The 20,649-nt window shown below is 66.3% G+C and carries 19 protein-coding genes; 9 read left to right on the top strand and 10 right to left on the bottom strand.

Annotated features, from left to right (window positions below; translation table 11 throughout):
• Positions 1 to 152: 152 nt before the first annotated feature.
• Together AB0O58_RS13400 and AB0O58_RS13395 are read left to right on the top strand one after the other, a co-directional pair.
• Positions 153 to 644, top strand: coding sequence for a polyadenylate-specific 3'-exoribonuclease AS (locus AB0O58_RS13400; RefSeq protein WP_032399970.1), 492 nt, complete (start codon positions 153 to 155; stop codon positions 642 to 644).
• Positions 645 to 689: 45 nt separating this feature from the next.
• Positions 690 to 2,075, top strand: a complete 1,386-nt coding sequence (locus tag AB0O58_RS13395) for a class II 3-deoxy-7-phosphoheptulonate synthase (protein ID WP_027497364.1) — start codon at positions 690 to 692, stop codon at positions 2,073 to 2,075.
• A gap of 38 nt (positions 2,076 to 2,113) precedes the next feature.
• Here AB0O58_RS13395 and pknB read toward each other — a convergent pair whose 3' ends face one another.
• Positions 2,114 to 4,090 (bottom strand): Stk1 family PASTA domain-containing Ser/Thr kinase, encoded by a 1,977-nt coding sequence (gene pknB, locus AB0O58_RS13390; RefSeq protein ID WP_206498153.1) that lies wholly within the window; start codon positions 4,088 to 4,090, stop codon positions 2,114 to 2,116.
• Positions 4,091 to 4,274: 184 nt separating this feature from the next.
• On the opposite strand from pknB, the gene AB0O58_RS13385 reads away from it, so the two are divergent.
• Positions 4,275 to 4,646: an Rv2175c family DNA-binding protein gene (locus tag AB0O58_RS13385; protein WP_032384644.1), complete on the top strand. Its 372-nt coding sequence runs from the start codon at positions 4,275 to 4,277 to the stop codon at positions 4,644 to 4,646.
• Between the two features lie 18 nt (positions 4,647 to 4,664).
• On the opposite strand, the gene AB0O58_RS13380 is transcribed toward AB0O58_RS13385, so the two are convergent.
• From AB0O58_RS13380 to AB0O58_RS13365, 4 genes are all read right to left on the bottom strand, one after another.
• Positions 4,665 to 5,645 (bottom strand): phytoene/squalene synthase family protein, encoded by a 981-nt coding sequence (locus tag AB0O58_RS13380; RefSeq protein WP_032374358.1) that lies wholly within the window; start codon positions 5,643 to 5,645, stop codon positions 4,665 to 4,667.
• Positions 5,646 to 5,656: 11 nt separating this feature from the next.
• Positions 5,657 to 7,294: an alpha-(1->6)-mannopyranosyltransferase A gene (locus AB0O58_RS13375; RefSeq protein ID WP_032374357.1), complete on the bottom strand. Its 1,638-nt coding sequence runs from the start codon at positions 7,292 to 7,294 to the stop codon at positions 5,657 to 5,659.
• Between the two features lie 160 nt (positions 7,295 to 7,454).
• Positions 7,455 to 9,038 carry a phytoene desaturase family protein gene (gene crtI, locus AB0O58_RS13370; RefSeq protein WP_196249560.1) on the bottom strand — a complete coding sequence of 528 codons (1,584 nt, stop codon included), beginning with the start codon at positions 9,036 to 9,038 and terminating at the stop codon, positions 7,455 to 7,457.
• Between the two features lie 11 nt (positions 9,039 to 9,049).
• On the bottom strand, positions 9,050 to 10,123 hold the full coding sequence (locus AB0O58_RS13365) for a polyprenyl synthetase family protein (protein ID WP_228139229.1): 1,074 nt from the start codon (positions 10,121 to 10,123) through the stop codon (positions 9,050 to 9,052).
• A 224-nt stretch (positions 10,124 to 10,347) separates the two neighbouring features.
• Between AB0O58_RS13365 and metF the strand changes: the two genes are divergently transcribed.
• Positions 10,348 to 11,274 (top strand): methylenetetrahydrofolate reductase [NAD(P)H], encoded by a 927-nt coding sequence (gene metF, locus AB0O58_RS13360; protein ID WP_032399971.1) that lies wholly within the window; start codon positions 10,348 to 10,350, stop codon positions 11,272 to 11,274.
• Positions 11,275 to 11,287: 13 nt separating this feature from the next.
• Here metF and AB0O58_RS13355 read toward each other — a convergent pair whose 3' ends face one another.
• Genes AB0O58_RS13355 through AB0O58_RS13335 form a run of 5 tightly spaced genes read right to left on the bottom strand, consistent with a single transcriptional unit; the run spans position 11,288 to position 16,290 of the window.
• Positions 11,288 to 12,436 (bottom strand): glycosyltransferase family 2 protein, encoded by a 1,149-nt coding sequence (locus AB0O58_RS13355; RefSeq protein WP_283550168.1) that lies wholly within the window; start codon positions 12,434 to 12,436, stop codon positions 11,288 to 11,290.
• Positions 12,437 to 12,473: 37 nt separating this feature from the next.
• Positions 12,474 to 13,208 carry a DUF3153 domain-containing protein gene (locus AB0O58_RS13350; RefSeq protein WP_045841254.1) on the bottom strand — a complete coding sequence of 245 codons (735 nt, stop codon included), beginning with the start codon at positions 13,206 to 13,208 and terminating at the stop codon, positions 12,474 to 12,476.
• Positions 13,209 to 13,239: 31 nt separating this feature from the next.
• Positions 13,240 to 14,064, bottom strand: a complete 825-nt coding sequence (locus tag AB0O58_RS13345) for a carotenoid biosynthesis protein (protein ID WP_167327911.1) — start codon at positions 14,062 to 14,064, stop codon at positions 13,240 to 13,242.
• Complete coding sequence (locus AB0O58_RS13340) at positions 14,061 to 15,668, bottom strand: NAD(P)/FAD-dependent oxidoreductase (protein ID WP_366238266.1); 1,608 nt, start codon at positions 15,666 to 15,668, stop codon at positions 14,061 to 14,063. Before AB0O58_RS13340 ends, AB0O58_RS13345 begins: the two co-directional genes overlap by 4 nt.
• 4 nt (positions 15,669 to 15,672) lie before the next feature.
• Complete coding sequence (locus tag AB0O58_RS13335) at positions 15,673 to 16,290, bottom strand: GNAT family N-acetyltransferase (RefSeq protein WP_027497355.1); 618 nt, start codon at positions 16,288 to 16,290, stop codon at positions 15,673 to 15,675.
• A gap of 196 nt (positions 16,291 to 16,486) precedes the next feature.
• On the opposite strand from AB0O58_RS13335, the gene AB0O58_RS13330 reads away from it, so the two are divergent.
• The 5 genes from AB0O58_RS13330 (at position 16,487) to AB0O58_RS13310 (ending at position 20,627) form a co-directional block, all read left to right on the top strand.
• Positions 16,487 to 16,942 (top strand): SAV_6107 family HEPN domain-containing protein, encoded by a 456-nt coding sequence (locus AB0O58_RS13330; RefSeq protein ID WP_027497354.1) that lies wholly within the window; start codon positions 16,487 to 16,489, stop codon positions 16,940 to 16,942.
• Between the two features lie 238 nt (positions 16,943 to 17,180).
• On the top strand, positions 17,181 to 17,615 hold the full coding sequence (locus AB0O58_RS13325) for a DUF3040 domain-containing protein (protein ID WP_032399974.1): 435 nt from the start codon (positions 17,181 to 17,183) through the stop codon (positions 17,613 to 17,615).
• 541 nt (positions 17,616 to 18,156) lie between these two features.
• Positions 18,157 to 18,588 (top strand): division/cell wall cluster transcriptional repressor MraZ, encoded by a 432-nt coding sequence (gene mraZ, locus AB0O58_RS13320; RefSeq protein ID WP_027497352.1) that lies wholly within the window; start codon positions 18,157 to 18,159, stop codon positions 18,586 to 18,588.
• A gap of 219 nt (positions 18,589 to 18,807) precedes the next feature.
• The gene (rsmH, locus tag AB0O58_RS13315; protein WP_032374353.1) at positions 18,808 to 19,848 is read left to right on the top strand and encodes a 16S rRNA (cytosine(1402)-N(4))-methyltransferase RsmH; all 1,041 of its coding nucleotides are present in this window, start codon (positions 18,808 to 18,810) and stop codon (positions 19,846 to 19,848) included.
• Positions 19,845 to 20,627, top strand: coding sequence for a hypothetical protein (locus tag AB0O58_RS13310; protein ID WP_228139226.1), 783 nt, complete (start codon positions 19,845 to 19,847; stop codon positions 20,625 to 20,627). Before rsmH ends, AB0O58_RS13310 begins: the two co-directional genes overlap by 4 nt.
• The last annotated feature ends 22 nt before the right edge of the window (positions 20,628 to 20,649 follow it).

Here is a 20,649-nt window from a genome sequence, read left to right as displayed (position 1 = left end):
CCACCGGCGTCGCGTCGGGCCGGCAGGCTCCGACGCTTCGGCGACCGGACGGTTGGTGTCGGACGAAGTCACAACGTTCCCTTTCAGGGCTTGTTCGGCTCGGTTCTGCGGTGTGTGGGGGACGTGCCGGGGCACGCGCTAGGGTGAGCCGCGTGCGCTACTTCTACGACACAGAGTTCATCGAGGATGGTCGCACAATCGAGTTGGTGTCGATCGGTGTGGTGTCGGAGGACGGTCGCGAGTTCTATGCGGTGTCCTCCGAGTTCGACCCCGAGCGGGCGGGCCGGTGGGTCCGGCGCAACGTCTTACCCAAGCTGCCACCGTACTCGTCGCCGTTGTGGATGAGCCGATCCCGAATTCGCGACGAACTGCTCGAATTCCTCGTTCCGCACTACGGTGCCGAGGTCGAATTATGGGCATGGGTGGCGGCGTACGACCACGTGGCGCTCTGCCAGCTGTGGGGATCGATGACCGAATTGCCGCGTTCCCTGCCTCGATTCACCCGTGAGCTCCGTCAGCACTGGGAGGATCGCGGCAGTCCCGCGCTTCCCGCGGTGCCCGACGACGCCCACGATGCCCTGGCCGACGCGCGCCACAATCTGGCCAAGTTCCAGGCGATCGAGGAGTACTCGTACCGCGGTTGAACACCCGTTGTCCTGCGGTGACGGCGGTACGAATATCCTGTAGCGGTGAACTGGACTGTCGACGTACCCATCGATCGCTTGCCCGACCTGCCGCCGCTGTCTCCGACACTGCGCACTCGATTGGACGACGCGTTGGCCAAGCCGGCTGCGCAGCAGCCGCAGTGGGATCCCGAGCAGGCCGGCGAGATGCGCAAGGTGCTCGAGAGCGTTCCGCCGATCACCGTCGCAGGTGAGGTCGAGGCGCTGTCGGACAAGCTCGCTGCCGTCGCCCGCGGCGAGGCGTTTCTGCTTCAGGGTGGCGACTGCGCCGAGACGTTCGTCGACAACACCGAACCGCACATCAAGGGCAACATTCGCACGCTGCTGCAGATGGCCGTCGTACTCACGTACGGGGCGAGCATGCCGGTGGTCAAGGTCGCGCGCATCGCCGGCCAGTACGCCAAGCCTCGCTCGTCGAACATCGATGCGCTCGGCCTGCAGTCCTACCGCGGCGACATGATCAACTCGCTGGTGGCCGACGAGAGCGTGCGCGGCCACGATCCGTCACGGCTGGTGCGCGCTTACGCCAACGCGAGTGCGGCCATGAACCTGGTTCGGGCACTGACCGGAGCCGGGATGGCCGACCTGCACAAGGTACACGACTGGAACCGTGAATTCGTCGCGCAGTCACCCGCCGGAGCCCGCTACGAGGCGCTGGCCGGGGAGATCGACCGCGGCCTGCGGTTCATGGATGCCTGTGGCGTCTCCGACCCCAATCTGCACACCGCCCAGATCTTCGCGAGCCACGAAGCACTCGTCCTCGACTACGAGCGCGCGATGCTGCGGCTCGACAACACCGACGATCACCCCAAGCTCTACGATCTGTCGGCTCACTTCCTGTGGATCGGCGACCGCACTCGCCAGCTCGACGGCGCGCACATCGCGCTCGCCGAACTGATCTCGAACCCGATCGGGCTGAAGATCGGACCCACCACGACCCCCGAGATGGCCGTCGAATACGTCGAGCGCCTCGACCCGACCAACAAGCCGGGCCGCCTGACGCTGATCTCGCGCATGGGCAACGGCAAGGTTCGCGACATCTTGCCCGCCATCATCGAGAAGGTGCAGGCCACCGGACACCAGGTGATCTGGCAGTGCGACCCGATGCACGGCAACACGCACGAGGCGTCCACCGGATACAAGACCCGGCATTTCGACCGCATCGTCGACGAGGTGCAGGGCTTCTTCGAGGTGCACAACGGCCTCGGCACCCATCCGGGCGGAATCCACGTCGAACTGACCGGTGACGACGTCACCGAATGCCTCGGCGGAGCCCAGGACATCTCTGATCTCGACCTCGCCGGGCGCTACGAAACTGCCTGCGACCCGAGACTGAACACTCAGCAGAGCATCGAGCTGGCATTCCTCGTCGCCGAGATGCTTCGCGGCTGATCGCCGGCACCGCCCTGGCGGGTGAGGGCAGCCGGGGGTCAGGGCAGTGAGACGACCATGACCTCGGAGTCCGGTTCCACCCGTGAACCGGCTCCGGGGCTCTGGGAGATGACCAACGAGCCGTCCGTGTCGACCACCTGACGAACATCGATCGTCAGTCCCAGCGAGTCCAGAGTCGTGCGTGCGGATCCCACCGAACGGCCGAGGAGCGACGGCACGGTGACTGCGGTCGACACGTCGAGGACGGCGGTGGTGCCGGACTTGACGGTCTGGCCGGCCTTCGGATTCGTGCCGATCGCTTTTCCGCCGTCGGTGTCCTCGTCGAACGTCTCGCGGACCTCGTCGACGGTGATGCCGACCGATTCGAGAGTCGTCCGTGCCTGATCGACGCTCTGTCCGCGGACGTCGGGAACCTGCACCGGCGGTGCACCTTTGCTGCGCAGCACGGTGACTGCGGCACCGGTGTTCAACACCGTTCCCGGCGGGGGATCGAGCGCCGCGACGCCGCCGATCGGTGCGGTGGTGCTGAATGCCTCGCCGCCGTCGACCGGGGTGAAGGTTCTGTCGCGCAATTGCTGCTGCATGTCTTCGACGGAGGCGTCGGAGTCGATGGAGGGGACGATCGGGCTGCCCAGTGAGACGAGCAGGAACACGGTGTCGCCCTTGGCGATTCGGGAACCACCGACGGGGTCGGTGCCGATGAGCAGATCGGTCGAGACGGTGTCGGAGTACGTTCCCCGAACCGTTGCTTCCAAGCCCGACGCTTCGATCGCGCTCGTGGCACCGGTGGTGTCGAGACCGTCGACCATCGGAACTGCGGTGTATCGGCCCGAGCCCATCCACCAGCCGCCGAAACCGACCAACACCGCCAGCAATGCAACGACCACCAACCAGACGACGATGGCCCGCCGGGACCGTTGGCGATCGGCGGCGAAGTCGGGAAATTCGTAGTGTCGCCGGCCCAGGGGTGCCGCCGGCTGCGGGTCGTCCGGTTGCGGTTCGTACTCGATTTCGCGGGATGTCGGTGACGTGACCACTCGGGTGTGGTGCACGCCGTCGGGCGGCGGTACCGGGGGAGCACTCTGCACTACCTGGGTGCGGGTGGGCGGTTGTCGATCGCCGGCGACTGTCGTCGGTGCGCCCGCAGCCGCGGAGCTCAGGTGCTGTGCCGAACGCTGGGGAGCGGGCACCCGGTACGCGGGAAGTGCCAGCGCCGACGCGGCAGTGCGCAGCGCGCGGGCCATGTCGTCGGCGTTGCGGTATCGGTGTTCCGGGTCGCGGACGGTGGCGTGTTGGACCACGTCGTCGAACTGTGGTGGCACGCCTGCGATGAGGGTCGACGGGAGCGGAACGTCGTTGTCGATGCGCTGGTAGGCGATGGACAGGGATGTGTCGCCGGTGAACGGGGTGCGTCCGGTGAGCAGCTCGAACAGTACGATTCCGACGCCGTAGACGTCGCTGCTCGCGGACGCGGAGCCGGTGGTGACCTGTTCGGGAGACAGATACGCGGCCGTGCCCAGAATCACACTGCTCGAGGTGACGGTGGAGGCGGCGACGGCTCGGACCAGCCCGAAGTCGGCGATCTTGACGTCTCCGTCGTCGCTGATCAGGATGTTCTCCGGTTTGATGTCTCGGTGCACCAGACCGGCGCGGTGTGCGACGGCGAGAGCCTCGAGCACGGGGCGAACCACGGCGACTGCGGCGTGCGGCGGCATGGGCCCGCGCTCCCGCAGCAGCTCGCGCAACGTTCCGCCCTCGACGAGCTCCATGACCAGGAATGCGTGATCGCCGTCCCGCCCGTGGTCGTACACGGCCACCAGACCGGGGTGGCTCAGCCTGGCCACCGCGCGTGCCTCGAACTCGAATCGCTGAACGAACTGCGGGTCCTCGGCGAACTTCGGATCCATGATCTTCACCGCGACAGGTCGATCGAGTCTGGTGTCGAGTCCGCGGTAGACCGTCGACATTCCGCCCCGTGCGATCGGTGCGTCTATTCGATATCGACGATCGAGCATCGAACCCGGTATCACCGAACCTCCCCTCGTCGTCCTCGATGTGTCCGCTCGAAATCCGGACGCCTGACGACGATGGTATCGGCGCCGTGGGTGCTCACCGACGATCGTGGTTCGTGTCTTCGGTCTCCGTGGCGGGCCGCGTCACTTTTGAAGTCTGGACGCCGGACCCGTTAACGTTACCCGCGTGAGTGCCATTCCCTACGCCGACGACGTGCTCGATCCGTCGGTTTCTCTGCTGCAGTTCGCCGATGTCGCCAAGATCCTCGACGTCCCCAAGACGCGCGTCGAGCAGCTCGTGCGGGATCGTCAGCTGTTGGCTCTCAAGCGTTCCCGCGTCCCCGGCGTGCCCGAGCAGTTCTTCGACACAACCAAGGGCGAAATCGTCAAGGGCCTGCCCGGCCTGCTGGCGGTGCTGCACGACGGCGGCTACGAGGACGAAGAAATTCTGCGGTGGTTGTTCACCGAGGATGACAGTCTGCCCGGTACCCCGGTCGCAGCGTTGCACGGTGACCTGATGCGCGAAGTGATCAGACGCGCTCAGGCAATGGCCTTCTAGCAGCTGGAACAGCGGTCGTCAGCGGACCGTGGCGCGCTTCCAGCCGGTGACGGCGAACTGCGGTAGCGCGACGCGTGCGCGAGTCCACTGCGGCACGGTCGCGCGCTGGGAAAGCACCCGGTAGCCCTGCGCTTCGACCTCGTCGAGAATGCGGCCGTACAGAATGGACGCCGTTCGCATGGACGGACGCACTCGCGGATCCAACATGTCGATCCCGGCGTCCGACGTCCGGTAGATCGACCGGGTGACGGCGATCGAGTGGGCGAGGGCGCGGGTGACTCTGGCATCGACCGAGCCGGTGGTCCGGCACCACCGCAACAGATCCTCGTCGACCCCGAAGGCCGCCAGTTCGTCGGTCGGGAGATAGATGCGGTCGCGGTCGAGGTCCTCACCTATGTCGCGGATGAAGTTGGTCAGCTGAAACGCCTCGCCCAACGCCGCAGCCGACGGCTCCGCCTCGGCTCGCGGAACCACCGTTCCGAGAATCGGCAACATCTGCAGTCCGATGACTGCGGCCGATCCGTACATGTACTCGTTCAACTGCTCCATCGTTCGGTACCGCGAGACGAACATCGCGCTGCCCGGGATGTCCATGCGCATCGAATGCATGAACGCGAAAAAGTAATCGTGGGGAATCTCGTACCGAGCGACCGTGTCGCACAATGCGCTCAACACCTGATCGGATGTGCTGTCGGACAGCGGTTTTCCGGCCAAGGCGTCGCGCACCCGGGATTCGATGATGTCGAGTTCGACGATTCTGCGGGCGTTCAGTTCGTCCGAACCGACCGCGATGTCGGTGCCCTCGAGGTCGACGATGTCGTCGACCATCCGAGCGAAACCGTACAGAGCGTGCACGGCTGCGCGCTTGTCGACGGGCAACAGTCTGGTTGCCAGAAAATAGGTCTTGCCGTGCTGGGCGTTCAGTTCGCGGCAGATGCGATACGCCTCGTGCAGAGCAGGATCGATGTCGGTCAGTTCTCTCGATACGCGGGCACTCATGGCGCGGGACCTCACGGTGTGGCGTCGTCTTCGGTGGAGACGGGCGCGGTCTTGGGGGCGTTGGGTACGGCACGGTGTTCCCGGGAGCGGTCCGATCGCAAACGCAACGGGTCGACTCGGGTCAGCGCCAGCGCGGCAACGACTGCAGCGAAAACTGCGAGGGCCACGTGCACGAACGTGTACAGGCCGATGGATCCGTCGGGTTGGAACACCAGCATCAGCCAGGTCGACAGGCCGGTGAGAACCATCAGAGTTCGGCGGGACAACGCAAAGCCGGCCGCGATCGCCAACGGCCACGAGTAGTACCAGGGCAGCGCGGCGGGGGAGAGAACGACAGTGGCGACAAGAGCGATCAGGATGCCCTTGACCGCGTCCCGCTCGGATCGGCGGCCCAACCACCACGCCCCGGCCAGGATGACCACCAAGGCGATCGCGCACAGCAACCTGGTGACGTCGAGAACCGGTCCGAGACGCAGATCGAGGAACCACGAGGTGCTGACGGTCACCAGATGCGCGAGGATCGTCGGCAGTGACAGCCAGTTGATGATCTTCGCCGAGCCGGACAACGCCGTGAGCCAGCCGATGCCGACTCCGGCGATCACGGACGCGACGGCGAACACCGCGACGAAGACGGCCGCTCCGATGCCCGCGGTCTTCGTGAACGCCAGAATCGGTGCAGGCGGTGTGCGGCCTTCTTCGCGCGCCTTGTCGCGGAGGTGCAGCATCCAGATCCACACGAGGAACGGCAGAGCGAGACCGGCAGTTGCCTTGATGGCCACGGCGATCGCCACCAGCGCGATGCCGGCCACGTGGCGACGCTCGAGCGCAAGCACGATGCCCGCGGTCATCAGGCCGACCATGAGCAACTCGTTGTGCACTCCGCCGATGAGGTGGATCAGCACCAGGGGATTGAGCACGGCGAGCCACACCGCCGTTGTGGCGCGCCCGCCCAGATGGGTGGCCAGTCGCGGGACGGCCCACATCATCAGAGCGAGCCCGGGAAGCATGGTCAGGCGAAGCAGCATGGTTCCGGCGATCACATTGTCGCCGGTCAGGCTCGTGATGCCGCGACCGAGGAGAAGGAACAGCGGCCCGTACGGGGCAGTGGTCGTGGTCCACACGTTGCTGACGTTGTCGAGCAGGATTCCCGGATTGGCGACGGGCCCAACGGCATACGGGTCGAAGCCGTCCCGTAGCAACGCACCTTGAGCGAGGTACGAGTAAGCGTCGCGGCTGAACATCGGCACCGACAGCAGCAGCGGTGCCGTCCACGCGGGCACGATCCACCGGAGCTCGCCCACCGTGGTGCGGCCGTGCAGCGTGGCTCTGCCGAGCCTGACCCAGGCGGTGATCATCAACAGCACACCGGCCCAGACGATGACGGTCGACAGCACGAAGCCGTGGCCGAATCGCAGCCACGACAGATGCATCTCTTCGAGCAGAGGGTCACGACGGCGCACGCTGCCCGCGCCGAATCCACCGAACATGATGCAGACCGCACCGAGAACCCCGAGGATCGCTGCTTTGCCCTCGGGACTTCGCAGGAAGTTTCCGGTGGTCGTCAGTCTCGACGGATGCCGCGCAGGCACCGGTGCAGACCCGTCCGACGAGCGCCCTTCGGAGGTGGAGTGCGACGAAACCGAAGACATTGCCGCCTGCTCCTCCTCTGCTGCGAGTCGTGTGTGTCGAGATGTGGCTCCGCGCCGACGCGTTCTCGCTGTCGGCCGAAGGATCATGGTCGCAGCAAAGATCGCGACCGGCAAACGATCGCGCTCAGCTTAGTTGGTCGACGCAGTCGATCGGACGAACCTACCGCCCTCGCGGCCCTGTCACTCGTTCTGCCGCCAGCTTGCCCGAGACCAAGACGGTCGGCACGCCCACACCGGGAGTGGTTCCGGAGCCGGCGAGAACCACGTTGTCGAGGCCGGCGACCATGTTCTTTCTCCGGAAAGGCCCGGTCTGCCGGAAGACGTGCGCGGACGAGAACGGCGAGCCCGACAACATGCCTTTGTCCGCCCACGTCTGCGGTGTGTCGATGTGATCGAGCACGAAAGCGTCGGCGAGTCCGGTGTATCCGCGGCCCTCCAGCGTCGCCAGAATCTCTCGGAGGTAGGGCTGAGCCAGTTCGGTCCAGGCGAGGGGAGCGCTGTCGAGGTTGGGGCACGGGGCGAGGATCGAGACCGGCTCGCTGCGGACCCCGTCGCGCACGACCTCGAGGCCCGAATCGCTCACCGACGGCCGCGTGATCAGCAGTGACGGATCGGCCATCAGAGATCCTTTGCCGGAGCGGGCGGTGATCCGGCGGAAGGTCTCGGCCCATTCGTCACCGAAGTCGATGGTGTGGTGCGCCCGCGCAGGCCACGACGCCGTGAGTTCGACCGGAACCGTTCCGTGGGCCACGACGGCGGACGGCGACACGACGCCGTACCCGTTGCGCCTGCCTTTCTTCGACACCGAGGCGCGATCGAGCAGGCGATCGACGACGGGCAAGTCGGCGGTGAGAATCAATGCGTCGCAAGCGATTCGACGTCCATCGGCAGTGAGGACGGCATCGGCACGGCCGCGGTCGACGGTGATGTCGACGATGTCGGTGCCCAGTTCGAGCGTGCCGCCCGCCGTCACGAACGCGTCGGCCATGGCCCGCCCGATAGCCGCCATGCCTCCCTCGGGGAAGAACACCCCGAGGGAGGTGTCCATGTGTGCGATCGCACCGTAGACGGCCAGCGCCTTCTGCGGTGCCATGCCGGCGTAGAGGGCCTGGAACGTGAACACTCGGCGCAGACGGGTGTCCTTCAGGAAACGATCGACCCGTGGCCCGAGGCGACCGAAGCCGCCCAGCTTCGTCAGCGTTGCGGTATCGGTGATCGCGGCCTTGGATCCCACGAGGTCCAGCGGCGAATCGAAGTTCGAGTCGATGAAGCGGTCGAATTCGGCATCGAAGATGTCGGCGAGCCAGCGCCGGAGATCGCGGTAGCCCTGCGCCTCGGCCGTACCGCAGGTCCGCTCGACCTCGGCGGCCATTGCCGCCGGGTCCGAGTAGACGTCGATGGACGTGCCGTCGGCGTACCGCGTGTGGTACGACGGCGACAGGGACGTCAGCCGGATCGGCGGCGTCGTGGACTCGAAGTCGGCACCCACGGCGGCCAACGCTTCGAGCACCAGGTTCGGCATCGTGAGTACGCTCGCACCGTTGTCGATGTCGTAGAGATGCGTTCCGTCGGAGTCGGTCACCGGATACACCCCCACGCGGCCGCCCACGGTGTCGTCGCGCTCGACGATCGTGACCTTCTTGCCTGCGCCCAGTAGGTGGAGCCCCGCGGCCAGGCCGGCCAATCCAGCTCCCACGACGACGACCGAGTCGGTGCGGCCGGGAACGGTTCGGATCGTAGACATGACGCTCTCTTTCAGTACTGCCGTTGGATGGCGGCGGTGGCCATGGCACGAAGGTGTTCGGCGGCGATCGGATCGATGGAACTGTCGTCCAGCGCGGCAACGGCCCGGGTGCCCAGTTCGTCGATCTGTCGTTCGACGGCGTCGACGGCGCCCAGTTCGGTGAGTATCGATCGGATGTCGGCGACCTCGCTCTCGCTGAGCTCGGTACCGAGACTGGCTCGAATCTTCGCCGCGTGATCGGGACGGCTCGCGTCCGCTTGTTGCAAGGCCACGGCGATGAGCACCGTGCGCTTGCCCTCGGTGATGTCGTCACCCGACGGCTTGCCGGTGATCTCCGGGTCGCCGAACACGCCGAGCAGGTCGTCGCGCAGCTGGAAGGCAATGCCGATGTCGGCACCGAAGCTGCGGTACGCCGCAGTCAGCGGTTCGCCGGCCCCGGCAAGAACGGCCCCGAGGTGCAGCGGGCGTTCGACTGTGTAGGCGGCGGTCTTGTACCGGTTGACGCGCATGGCTGCCGCGACGCTCTCGTCCGTCCCGGCTTCGGCCTCGATGTCGAGGAGTTGACCGCCGAGCACCTCGGTACGCATCGCGGACCACACGGGCTGCGCCCGCCGCGCCGCGTCCGTGTCGATACCCGACTCGCGCAGCATGTCGTCGGCCCAGCACAGCGCCAGGTCGCCGACGAGAACGGCAGCGGAGACCCCGAAGTGATCTGCCGAGCCCGACCACCCCGCATCGCGATGTCGCTGAGCGAAGCCGACATGCACGGTCGGAAAGCCTCGGCGGGTGCGGGACGAGTCGATGATGTCGTCGTGGATCAATGCGCAGGCCTGGATCAACTCGAGTGCCGAGCACGCACGCAGTACTGCGTCGGCGCGGTCCCCGGTGGGCTCACCGCCCGCGCCGAGCCACGCGGTCCACGCGAAGGCTGGGCGCATGCGCTTGCCGCCGCGTAGTACGAACGCCTCGAGGTCGGCCACTGCGGCCGGGTAGCCACCGCCGACGCTGTCGACGACCGCACGACGCGAGGCGAAGAACTCCGCGAGCTTCGCATCGACGGAATCCCGTAGCGACGTCGCATTCACGGACACAGAGTTGGTGGGCGCGGACAGGTCTCCGGACAGGACGATCCTCCAAGGTCTTCGTGGGAAAGACGCGTTACAGTCCCACAGTAATAGGCACCCGAACCCGGCACCGACGAGCAGTGAACTACGCCGTCGGGGGATGCCCAGCGGGCCGGCGGCGCAGCGCAACCTATGATCTTCGGGTGAGCGAAGATTCCGTCAGGGGGCGGTCGAGCCGAGGATTCGTGACGAGGACGCCGTCGATCGTCGACCGATTGCGGACCGAACCCGAAGCGAGGATCCCGTTCTCGGTGGAGTTCTCGCCCCCGCGCGACGAGGCTGCCGAGGCCAGGTTGTGGCAAGCAGTGCGAGAGTTCGAGCAACTCCAGCCCGCGTTCGTGTCGATGACGTACGGCGCAGGTGGTTCCACCCGCGATCGAACGGTGCGCGTCACCGGTCAGATCGCCGAGGAGACGACTCTGCTGCCAGTGGCGCATCTCACTGCCGTGTCGCACAGTGTCGCCGAGTTGCGCTCGATGGTCGGGTCGTACGCCGACCGCGGCATCACCAACATCCTCGTTCTTCGCGGTGACCCCCCGGGAGATCCACTCGGCGAGTGGGAGAAGCATCCCGAGGGAGTCGAGTACGCGGAAGAGCTGGTGCGTATGGTCCGCGAACTGGGCGACTTTCACGTCGGAGTGGCGTCGTTCCCGGAAGGCCATCACCGCGCCGACGATCTCGAGCAGGACACCAGGTGCCTCGTCGGGAAGCTGCGTGCGGGAGCGGAGTATTCGATCACGCAGATGTTCTTCGACGTGGACGACTACCTGCGGCTGCGTGATCGCGTCAGCGCATACGACCCCGAGCAGGGTGCCAAGCCGATCATCCCCGAGATCATGCCCATCACCTCGCTGCGTTCGGTGCGCCGGATGCTCGAGCTCTCGGGCACGACATTGCCGTCGCATCTGGACGAGAAGTTCACTCGCGCAGCAGGATCCGGAGCCGAGGAAGACAAGGCCGCGGTTCGAGAGGTGGGTATCGAGCTCGCCACGAACATCGGCGAGCGGCTCATCGCGGAAGGTGCGCCCGGGCTGCACTTCATCACGTTGAATTTCGCGCGCGCGACACGTGAGGTCCTGAGCAACCTGGGGCTGGCAGCCGCGCGCGTCTGACTTGCGATCGGCGTTACGACGTCGGCATCGGACGCGACTTCCAGCTCAGCGCGCCGCGGCGTCGTCGCACGTGGGATTCCGCAACGAGCCCCACGAAGGCGAGAATCGACAGCGGGTGCACCGCGGCGTCGACGACGTCGCGAGCGCCGAATCGGGGTCCCGACTCGCGCCGACGAGATGCCACGCGCGAGATGGTCCCGGCGAGGTAACCGACGACACCCAGTCGCCGCGTCGAACCGGAACCGAAGACCGCCGCGACCGGCGGCAACAGGTAGACCGTACTCAGCGCAAGGGCAGCCGTGGCCGAACCGACGGGCCCACCGAACTCGTTCCACAGCCACCGGCTGTAACCCGCCCGAACACTGGCGGCCGAGCGGTACATCCGGCACCGTACGAACCCGGCACCGGAGGCAACCGACGTCGAGAACCCGCGTCGACGCAGGACACGCGCGATGTCCAGATCCTCGGTGGCACTCGACGCGACGCAGCTGTGGCCGCCGACGACGCGATACGCGGCGGCATCGAACGCCATGAACTGCCCACAGGCGACGGCCATCGACGGCAGCAGCGTCGCATTGCCGACCGGCACGGGCAGCGTCGACATCCACGACCACGCGAGCAGCGGTTGAACGAGGCGTTCGGCGAGACCACCCGCCACCTGCTCGGGCCAGGGGCACATCAGAGCGTCGCCGCGGCGGCGCAACCTCCTCGCCGCGGCGGCGACGGCCTCGGGTTCGAGCCGGACATCCGCGTCGACGAACATGACGATCGTCGTATCCACGTCGACCGAGTCAGCCAGTTCGGCGCACGCGGCGGCTTTACCCGTCCATCCGGGCGGCGGCGACGCGTGGGAGGTCACGACGCGGAATCGCGGATCGCCGTTCGCCGCGGTGACGGCAGCGGCTGCCGTTCCGTCGGTCGAATCGTCGTCGAGGACGACGACCTGCAGGTCGGTGCAGAATCGTTGACGCGTGAGATCGCCGATCAACGCAGGCAGCGTGTCGACTTCGTTGCGCGCGGGGATGCACACTGCGACCCGTTCGGTGACGTCACGGCTCGGTCGACGCAAACCCGGCACGAACAGCGCATTGAACACCGCGACGGCAGCGGAGGTGGAGGCGAGAACGGCAGTCGCCCGAGTCGCCCGGGTCAGGACCGTCATTCGGCGAGATCTGTCGTGCGGGACGAGATGGGGGCGATCACACCGACGTTCGGTCGTTCGACTCGCCCGTCTCGGCAGCGCGCTTACGACGGTTGCCCAACGGTGGGTTCCGCGACACCCAGGCCATGGCACCGACGATAGCGGCCACTCCGACGGTCACGCCGCCCACGATGCCCGCCCAGCCGGCGAAGCTACGAGTGTTGGGGTCCGGGTAGTTGACCTCGGCACGCACCGAGGTGACTTCGCCTGCCGGCAGCTTCCACGAGATCGAGTTGTCGCTCTCGCGAGTGCCGTTGGTGGTCCCGATACGGGCGGGAAATGCAATAGTGAATTGCACGTCGGACCCCTGGACCGGTACCGACGACAGGTCGGCGTTACCGGCGAGCGTCACGGTGTCGCCCGAACGCTGCAGGGTCAGCTGAAACGATCCGGCCGCGTTCTGGAAGATCGAACCGAGTGTCTGAACATCACCGAACGAGAGGTCGTCGAAGATGGCCTGCGACCCGACGTACCCGTCCTGGTTGTACGGCTCGACGCGGACCTTGTCCTCGATCGAGGAGGGCACCACGAGTTCGGGGCCGGTGTCGGTGTCGGAGGTGGGGACCGTCGCCGCGACGATCTGACCCGCCACCCGGTCGTTGGCCGACACACCCATCGTGACCTGGACCCGCAAGCAGCCGGCCAGCATCGGCGCGACCAGCAGCGTCAGGGCGAGCACCGAGAGAACTCGGCGTCGGCGGGTTCGAGCGGATGTTCGTGATGTCGACTGCACAGCGACATCGTGCCAGGGCGTCGCGTCGGTGTCAGTCGGCAGGGGTTGCCATCGGTGCGTGTCGGCTACGTAGAGATCCGCGACGACGTGCGATCCACAGCAACGGGATTCCGACACTACCCATGACGACGAATCCGTAGACGGCCGAGAATCGTAGTTCGGGGCCGTCGAGGAACACCGCGTGCGCGAGCGCCGAACCCAGCCACGTCCACAGGAACAGCCCGATGGGAACGACGTCGTCGGACGCGCGCGGGGCCACCACGCGGTTCACCGCTTCCATGACTGCGGCCATCAATGTCGCCACCAACAGCCAACCCGCGTAGTTGGTCAACGGGATCGACGACACACCCGGCAGTCCGACGGCACCGGACGTCCAGGTCCACTGGCCGTCGGTGACCATCTGAGGATCGAGATACAGGTCCCAGCCCACCATCCCGACGGCGACCGCGGCGATTCGGAATGCAGACGCTCGGAGCCGTGTCGCGCCGAGATGGCCGACGATGAACGTGACCGCGCACCAGATCGGATAGAACCCCGCCGTCCAGGCGAGTGGAACCACCACGGGGACCTCGAACAGGCTGGGTCCGAGTCGATTCTGCGCGTAGAAGTACTCGCCGAAGGGAAACCCGGTGGCTGTGCCGACGAGTTCGGACACGAATCCCGTTCCTGCAGTCAGGATCACGAGAGCCGCCGCCCACAGCTTTCCGCGGTACAGCACGGCGTGCGCGATCGACGCCAGCGCGAGTAGCGCGACCACCGCGATGGTCACCGCGTCCCGAGTCGAACCCGATACGAGCGGATAGCAGATCTGGGCTGCGACGGCACCGATCGCGAAGACCGTCGGGGCAATCTTCATGCTCGTCTCCTGCTGAAGAATGCGCGACGACGCCCCGCGCGTGCGTCCGCGAGTGCGATTCTCGCCGCCGAACGGCCGCTGGCCGCTGTGACGCCGCCTCCCGGGTGAGTCGACGCGCCGGTGAGATAGAGACCGTCTGCTCCGGGAACGCGGTGGCCGGCCAGTTGGGGATGAGGACGCCACATCATCATCTGGTCCAGTGACATGTCCAGGTGCATGATGTTGCCTCCGATCATTCCGAGTTCCTGCTCGATGTCCGGCGGCGACTGTACGTACCGATCGAGGACCGACGCGGCGAATCCAGGGGCGTAGCGATCGAGCTCGGCGACGATTCGATCACCCTCGACCTCGGCCAAAGAACGCTGCCCCGGCACGTTCGAGCGCCACCGGCGGCCATCGGCGAGAGTGTGCGGATGCCACTGCGACCACAGGGAGATCTGATGCTGACCCGGCGGCGCGATCGTCGGATCGAGGGCGCTGAACGACATGCCGAGAACAGCGGGTGTCGGCGGCAGCTCCCCGGCGAGAGCGTGCCCGTGAGCCAACCGCAATTGCGCGCGGTCGCGGACGAGCAGCGCGAGACCGTGGGTACCGTCCTCGATGCAGTCGGCGCTCGGGTACTGCGGCAGCGCGTCGGTGGCCAACCGAACCGCGGTACCGATCCCCGGACCCACCCGAATGGTGGAGCGCCATCGGGCCAGCTGCGCCGCGTCGTGTCCGCCCTCCGCCAGCAGGTCGAGCGTGGTCAGGATGTGACATCCGGCCACGACGATCGTGCTGTCGATCTCCCGTCCCGACGCGGTCCTCGTCGTCCAGCCGTGCGCGCGACGCGTCAGCGATACGACGGCATCGCCGAGCGTCAGCGCTGCCCCGTCCCGGTGCAGCCGGGCGATCATCGCCTCGGTCAGTGCGCCGCTACCGCCGACGGCGCGGCCCGGTGGGAGCGTGTGCATCAGAGCCGCGAACCCGACCATCGGGGCGGTGCCGGGCTCGGACATCGGCGGGCCGGACTGCGCTCCGAACCATGCCAGCGCAGCCTTGAGTCGCTCGCTCGTGAACATTTCGTCCAGCAGGGAATCGCCGGTGGCAAGAAACTCGCGCGAGAGCGCGCTGCCGCCGTCGGGCGCACCGAGTCCCCAGAAGGATCGGAGCAGTTTGGACCCGGTGGGCGGCCCACCGAATGCGCGCATGGTGCGTTCGCTGCGCGGACCCCACACCGAGACGAAGGAACGGTAGGCGCGCGCATCGGCGGGCCCGCAGGCGGCAGCGATGGACTCGCACGTTCGATCGAGGCTGCGATGGAAGACGATGGCGCGTTCGGCGGTGTCGACGTCGCCCGGGGCGAATGCCCACGGATCGCAGTCGATGTAGCGCAGCCCGAACTCCTCGAGTCCGAGCTCTTCGACGATCCCGGTGTGCCTGATCATGATGTGCGCGGACGAGCCGCGGTCGACTCGATGGCCGGGGAAGCGCTCCACCGTCGACACCGCACCGCCCGCGACGGTGTCGCGTTCGACGATCTCCACCGACATTCCGGCATCGGTCAGGTAGCAGGCAGAAGTCAGGGCATTGTGGCCGGAGCCCACCACCACAGCATCGATCACACCTTCAGGCTACGGGCCCGTCGAGCGGCAACCGGCGGCCCAGCACCGCGAAGGGGCGCCGGTCGCCGGCGAACGTGAAGTGCCGCAGTACGTCCTCGAAGCCGAGCCGTCGATACAACCGCCAGGCGCGGTTGTCCTCCTGCGCGACCTCGGGTGTGGACAACATCACAGAGTGCGCTCGAACACCGTCGAGCAGCCTGCGACAGAGACGCCCGCCGAGTCCGTGTCCTTGCGCGCTCGGTAGTACGTGCAATTCGGTCAGTTCGAAGTAGTCGCCGAGGGTGGCGTCGACGTGCTGTGTCGAGTGTCCGGCGCGGCGCAATCCGTCGCGGACCTGCTGATGCCACCACTGATGGTGCGCGCCGTGATACCCGTACGCAACGGCGACCAGCGTGTCCGGCTGCGTCTTGTCGGGATTGGGCACCATGGCTCCCACCGCTCGCCAGCCCGGCCGGTGCAGATGCTCCGTCCACATCGGTGCGCGGCTGTGCTCGGTTCCGCGGGGATATCCCATGGCCTCGACGTAGATCGCCAGAGCTTCGAACAAGCGCCGACGGAATTCCTGGGGCGTCAGATCGACCACGTAGGGGGTTGTCTGCGCATCGGTGACGACGGTTCTCACCCTTTCTTCGGCAACTTGTCGGTGGGCACAGCTATATTGAATGTGTCGAACGGGTGTTCGATGATCGGGGCCGAGCGCGCCGGTGGATCACCTCGACGAACGAGGCGGATTCTCCCGGAGTTCGACTGTAAGGCTTCATCACGGTTCCAGGCGTGTCGGTAGCGCGCCCGGAGATTCGAACTGGAGGTGTTCGAGTATGACGATGACGAAGACATTCGATGTCGGCGTGCGGTCGCCGGTGTCGCGTCAGGCGCAGGTCCTGCTCGGTCGAGCCGATGCGTTGCTGTCCGAATCCATCGGTGAGCGCGATGCGGGGGACCGCTTCCTCGGAAGCTACATCGCCGCACTCAAGGGTGCTGCCGCAGTCCTGGCATCGCTGCCCAATTCGATCGGCTCGCGGCCACGTTCACGCAACGCCTGGGTTCTGATGGCGAAGGCTGCGCCGGATCTGGCGATCTGGTCCGAGTACTTCTCGTCCTTCTCCGCAACCCGCGCGGCAGTCGAGGCGGGTGCCTCGTCCGCTGTCGGAGACGTCGACGCCGACGACTTCTATCGACACGTCAGTCGTTTTCTGAACGCGGTCGAGGACCGGTTGGGCGGTCAGTCGAGGTTCCAGCCCGTCGATCCGATGGCGGCACCGCTGTCCGCATAGCCCGCCGCGTCGATTCCTCGAGTTCGAACGGACGTGAACGGCCACGTCACACGGTGTTCGACAAGTGTTTCCGAGACGTCCGTCTCGAAAACTTGGTCGTTTCTCAGGAACACATAGTGCGAGTAGGTGGTAAGCGGCCGATTCAGCTCGTATCATCGTCAGTAGGTAGCCGCCAAGGTCAGCTTCCCGTCGCTTCTGAACCGAAACGACTCTCATTATCTGTGCAGGGGGAGGTACCGTGCCACTCTCCGAGCACGAGCAGCGCATGCTCGATCAAATCGAGAGCGCTCTCTACGCCGAGGATCCCAAATTCGCGTCCCATGTGAGGGGCGGTCGCGTTCGCGCGGCGTCGAGCAAGAGGCGTTTTCAGGCTGCCGCGTTGTTCGTCGTGGGACTCGTGTTGCTCGTCGCCGGTGTAGCACTGTCGACGAACAGTCTGGGTTATCTCGTCGTCAGCCTCATCGGCTTTCTCTTCATGTTCGGTGCCGGGGCACTGTTCTTGTTCGGCGGCTCCAAGAAGGGAGCTGCCGCGACCGGCGAAGAAGGTAGCGCAAGCGACCGAGCCGGCACGCAAGGTCGTAGTGCTCAGCCGAAATCGAGTGGTGGCCGCAAGGGCGGCAGCTTCACCTCTCGAATGGAAGACCGTTTTCGTAAGCGGTTCGATCAGGAGTGATATGACTCCGCCGTCCGGATCTTCCTGGGCCTGACGGTCACCCACCACAACTTCACCGATTCGACAGCAGCACCTCACCCTCGGGTGAGGTGCTGCTGTCGTTCCACGGCTCTTCGATACGGCGAGCATTCCGTAGCCCCTGTCGCGCGGCGTGCTCGATCAAGTGCGCCCCAGCGACGACGCGGGGCGATCGTTCCCGTGCGGTGGTTCCCGGGTGGTGGTTCCGGGGCGAACTCCCCACTTCCCCCCACAGCCGCCATTGTCCCCACTTCACCCCACCCAGTCCCCACTTTCAGGGTCCAGCTGCGCTTGTCAGGCGGGTTGTCGCACAAAGTGCCTGCTCGCGACGCCGCGCGCCCCGGGGGATTGCGTCGGCCAGATCAGGGCCGACGTCGAACGCGGCAACCTGAACGGGCAATCTTCTTGCGTCTGAGCTGCGGATATGTGGTTGTCCACAAAGTTTTCGGGCTGTGAATGGTTCGAAGTGGGGGAGAGTGGGGTAAAGTGGTCCGCAGCGGAGAGTCGAGGCTGGAGGTGGCGAGTGTTTCTCGGTACCTACACGCCGAAGCTCGACGACAAGGGTCGACTCACGTTGCCGGCCAAGTTTCGGGACGCGCTTGCGGGAGGTGTCATGGTGAGCAAGGGGCAGGATTTCAGCCTTGCTGTCTACACCGCGGCAGACTTCGCAGAGCGTTCTCGAAAGTTGACGGCGGCCTCTCGTGCCAACCCCAAAGCCCGTGCCTATGTGCGCCAGTTCTTTTCGGGAACCGACGAACAGCGGCCGGACGGACAGGGCCGTATCACCATCAGTCCCGAGCACCGTCGGTATGCGGGACTCGAACGCAACTGCGTGGTGATCGGATCGATGGACTTCATCGAGATCTGGAACGACGAAGCCTGGGCCCGCTACTCCGCCGAGAACGAGCAGGATTTCTCCGACGCGTTCGACGAATCCCTCGGAGGGATCTTGTAGACCACCGAGGCCGGCTGCGAGTGCAGCGAGGCCTCTGCCCGATCAGAACCCTGACGTTCTTCCCCAACGCCAGGTTTCGCAGATCAGGACCCTGACGTTCTTCCCCAACGCCAGGTTCCCTATCGGACAGGGACCTCGAAGCATTCGCACCGGCCGCAATGGACGACCCGCAGGGCCCGGACCCGGGCGAGAAGTACGTATACGCAACCGGGAGGGACCATGACGGAGGGAGCCGGGCCGGACGAGAACGACGCGTCCGCCGACCGCACTCACCGTCGCTCCGGCGGCCCGATCCACGTCCCCGTTCGACTCGAGCGTGCCGACGAGCTTCTCGGGCCCGCAGTGGAATCGGCGGACGACCCCGACACGACTCGGGTCATGATCGACGCCACGCTCGGACTCGGCGGTCACGCCGAACACTTTCTACGGAAGTATCCCGGTCTGCACCTCATCGGACTCGATCGCGATCCTGACGCGCTCGACAAGGCGGGTGCCAGACTGGCCGCGTTCTCGGATCGAACGACTCTGGTGCACACCACATACGAGGGCATTGCCGCCGCCCTAGACGAGGCCGGACTTCCCGCGACCTATTCCGTTCACGCCATCCTGTTCGACCTCGGAGTGTCGTCGATGCAGCTGGACGAGTCGGACCGCGGCTTCGCGTATTCCGTCGATGCACCGCTGGACATGCGGATGAATCCGACGCAGGGCATCACGGCAGCCGACGTGCTCAATACGTACTCGCACGGCGATATCGCTCGCGTGCTCAGCACCTACGGAGAAGAGCGGTTCGCAGGCAAGATCGCGTCCGCAATTCTGCGGCGACGTGAGCACACGCCGTTCACGACGAGCGGCCCGTTGGTCGAATTGCTGTATGCCGCAATACCGGCCGCGACTCGCCGCACCGGTGGGCATCCGGCAAAGCGAACTTTCCAGGCGCTGCGTATCGAGGTCAACGGGGAGCTCGATTCGCTCAAAGCCGCGGTGCCGGCCGGACTCGACGCCTTGGCCGTCGGCGGCCGCGTCGTCTTCATGTCGTATCAGTCGCTCGAAGATCGAGTTGTCAAGCAGGAGTTGGCCCCTCGGATCAAGTCTCGAAGTCCCGAGGGATTGCCGGTCGAACTTCCCGGGATGGGTCCGGAATTTCGGCTGTTGACCAGAGGTGCGGAACGCGCCTCGGACGAGGAAATCGAAGTCAACCCACGCTCGGCCCCGGTGAGGTTGCGCGCCGCCGAACGGATTGCAAGGAGAGCGGAATGACGGTTCCAGGCACAACTGTTGGAACACAACGCAATCGGGTTCCGGCTACTCGACCCGAGCGGGCCGGCCGCGGTGGTCGGTCCGGAGCCGCATTGCGCGCCTACGAGCGCAGGCAGCAGCGTGCCTCGATACATACGTCGGATTCTGCTCGCGGTTCAGCGGCCTCACTTCGCCCGACGCTCAACGGCAGCGCCATTGCGGCTCGAATCCCGTTCGTAGCCCTGGTCATCGGTCTGCTTGCCCTCGGGCTCGGCTTGACGTTGTTGTTGACGACGCGCTCGGCGGGCGACTCCTACGACCTCAGTGCCGCCAAGGCCGTCAACGCCGAGCTCGCACAACAGCGTGCCTCCTTGCAGCGTGACGTCGAGCTCGCGGAATCTGCGCCCGAGCTCGCGCGCAAAGCCGCCGCGATCGGAATGGTCCCCGCCAAGAACCCCGCCCGCCTCGTCGTAGCCCCCGAGGGCGGTGTGCAGGTCGTCGGCACGCCCGCTCCCGCCGACGGTGCGCCGGTTGCACCCCTCGATCCGCCTCCCGCCACCGGCTCGGGGGAGGGCTCGGTTCCGAGTGCGTCGACACAGAATCCCGCACAACAGTCGGCGCAGTCGCAGACTCCGAGAAGTGCGTCGCAGCCCACCAGGCCGACGGGCACAGGTGACACCCGTGCCGCCACGCCGAGTGCGCCCAATGGTGCCGGAACTGCCGCGCTTGCTGAACAATTGGTTCCCATGAGCACCCCCTCGGCTCCCGCCCCCGGCGAATCCTCCGGTGACGAGCAGTGACCAGGCCGTCGCCTGCGTCACG

It is taken from the genome of Rhodococcus sp. NPDC080181, from assembly GCF_040702225.1.
Lineage (GTDB): Bacteria > Actinomycetota > Actinomycetes > Mycobacteriales > Mycobacteriaceae > Rhodococcoides > Rhodococcoides fascians.
Note: the sequence above shows the minus strand (reverse complement) of the source record. Positions and strands in the feature narration are given on the sequence as shown.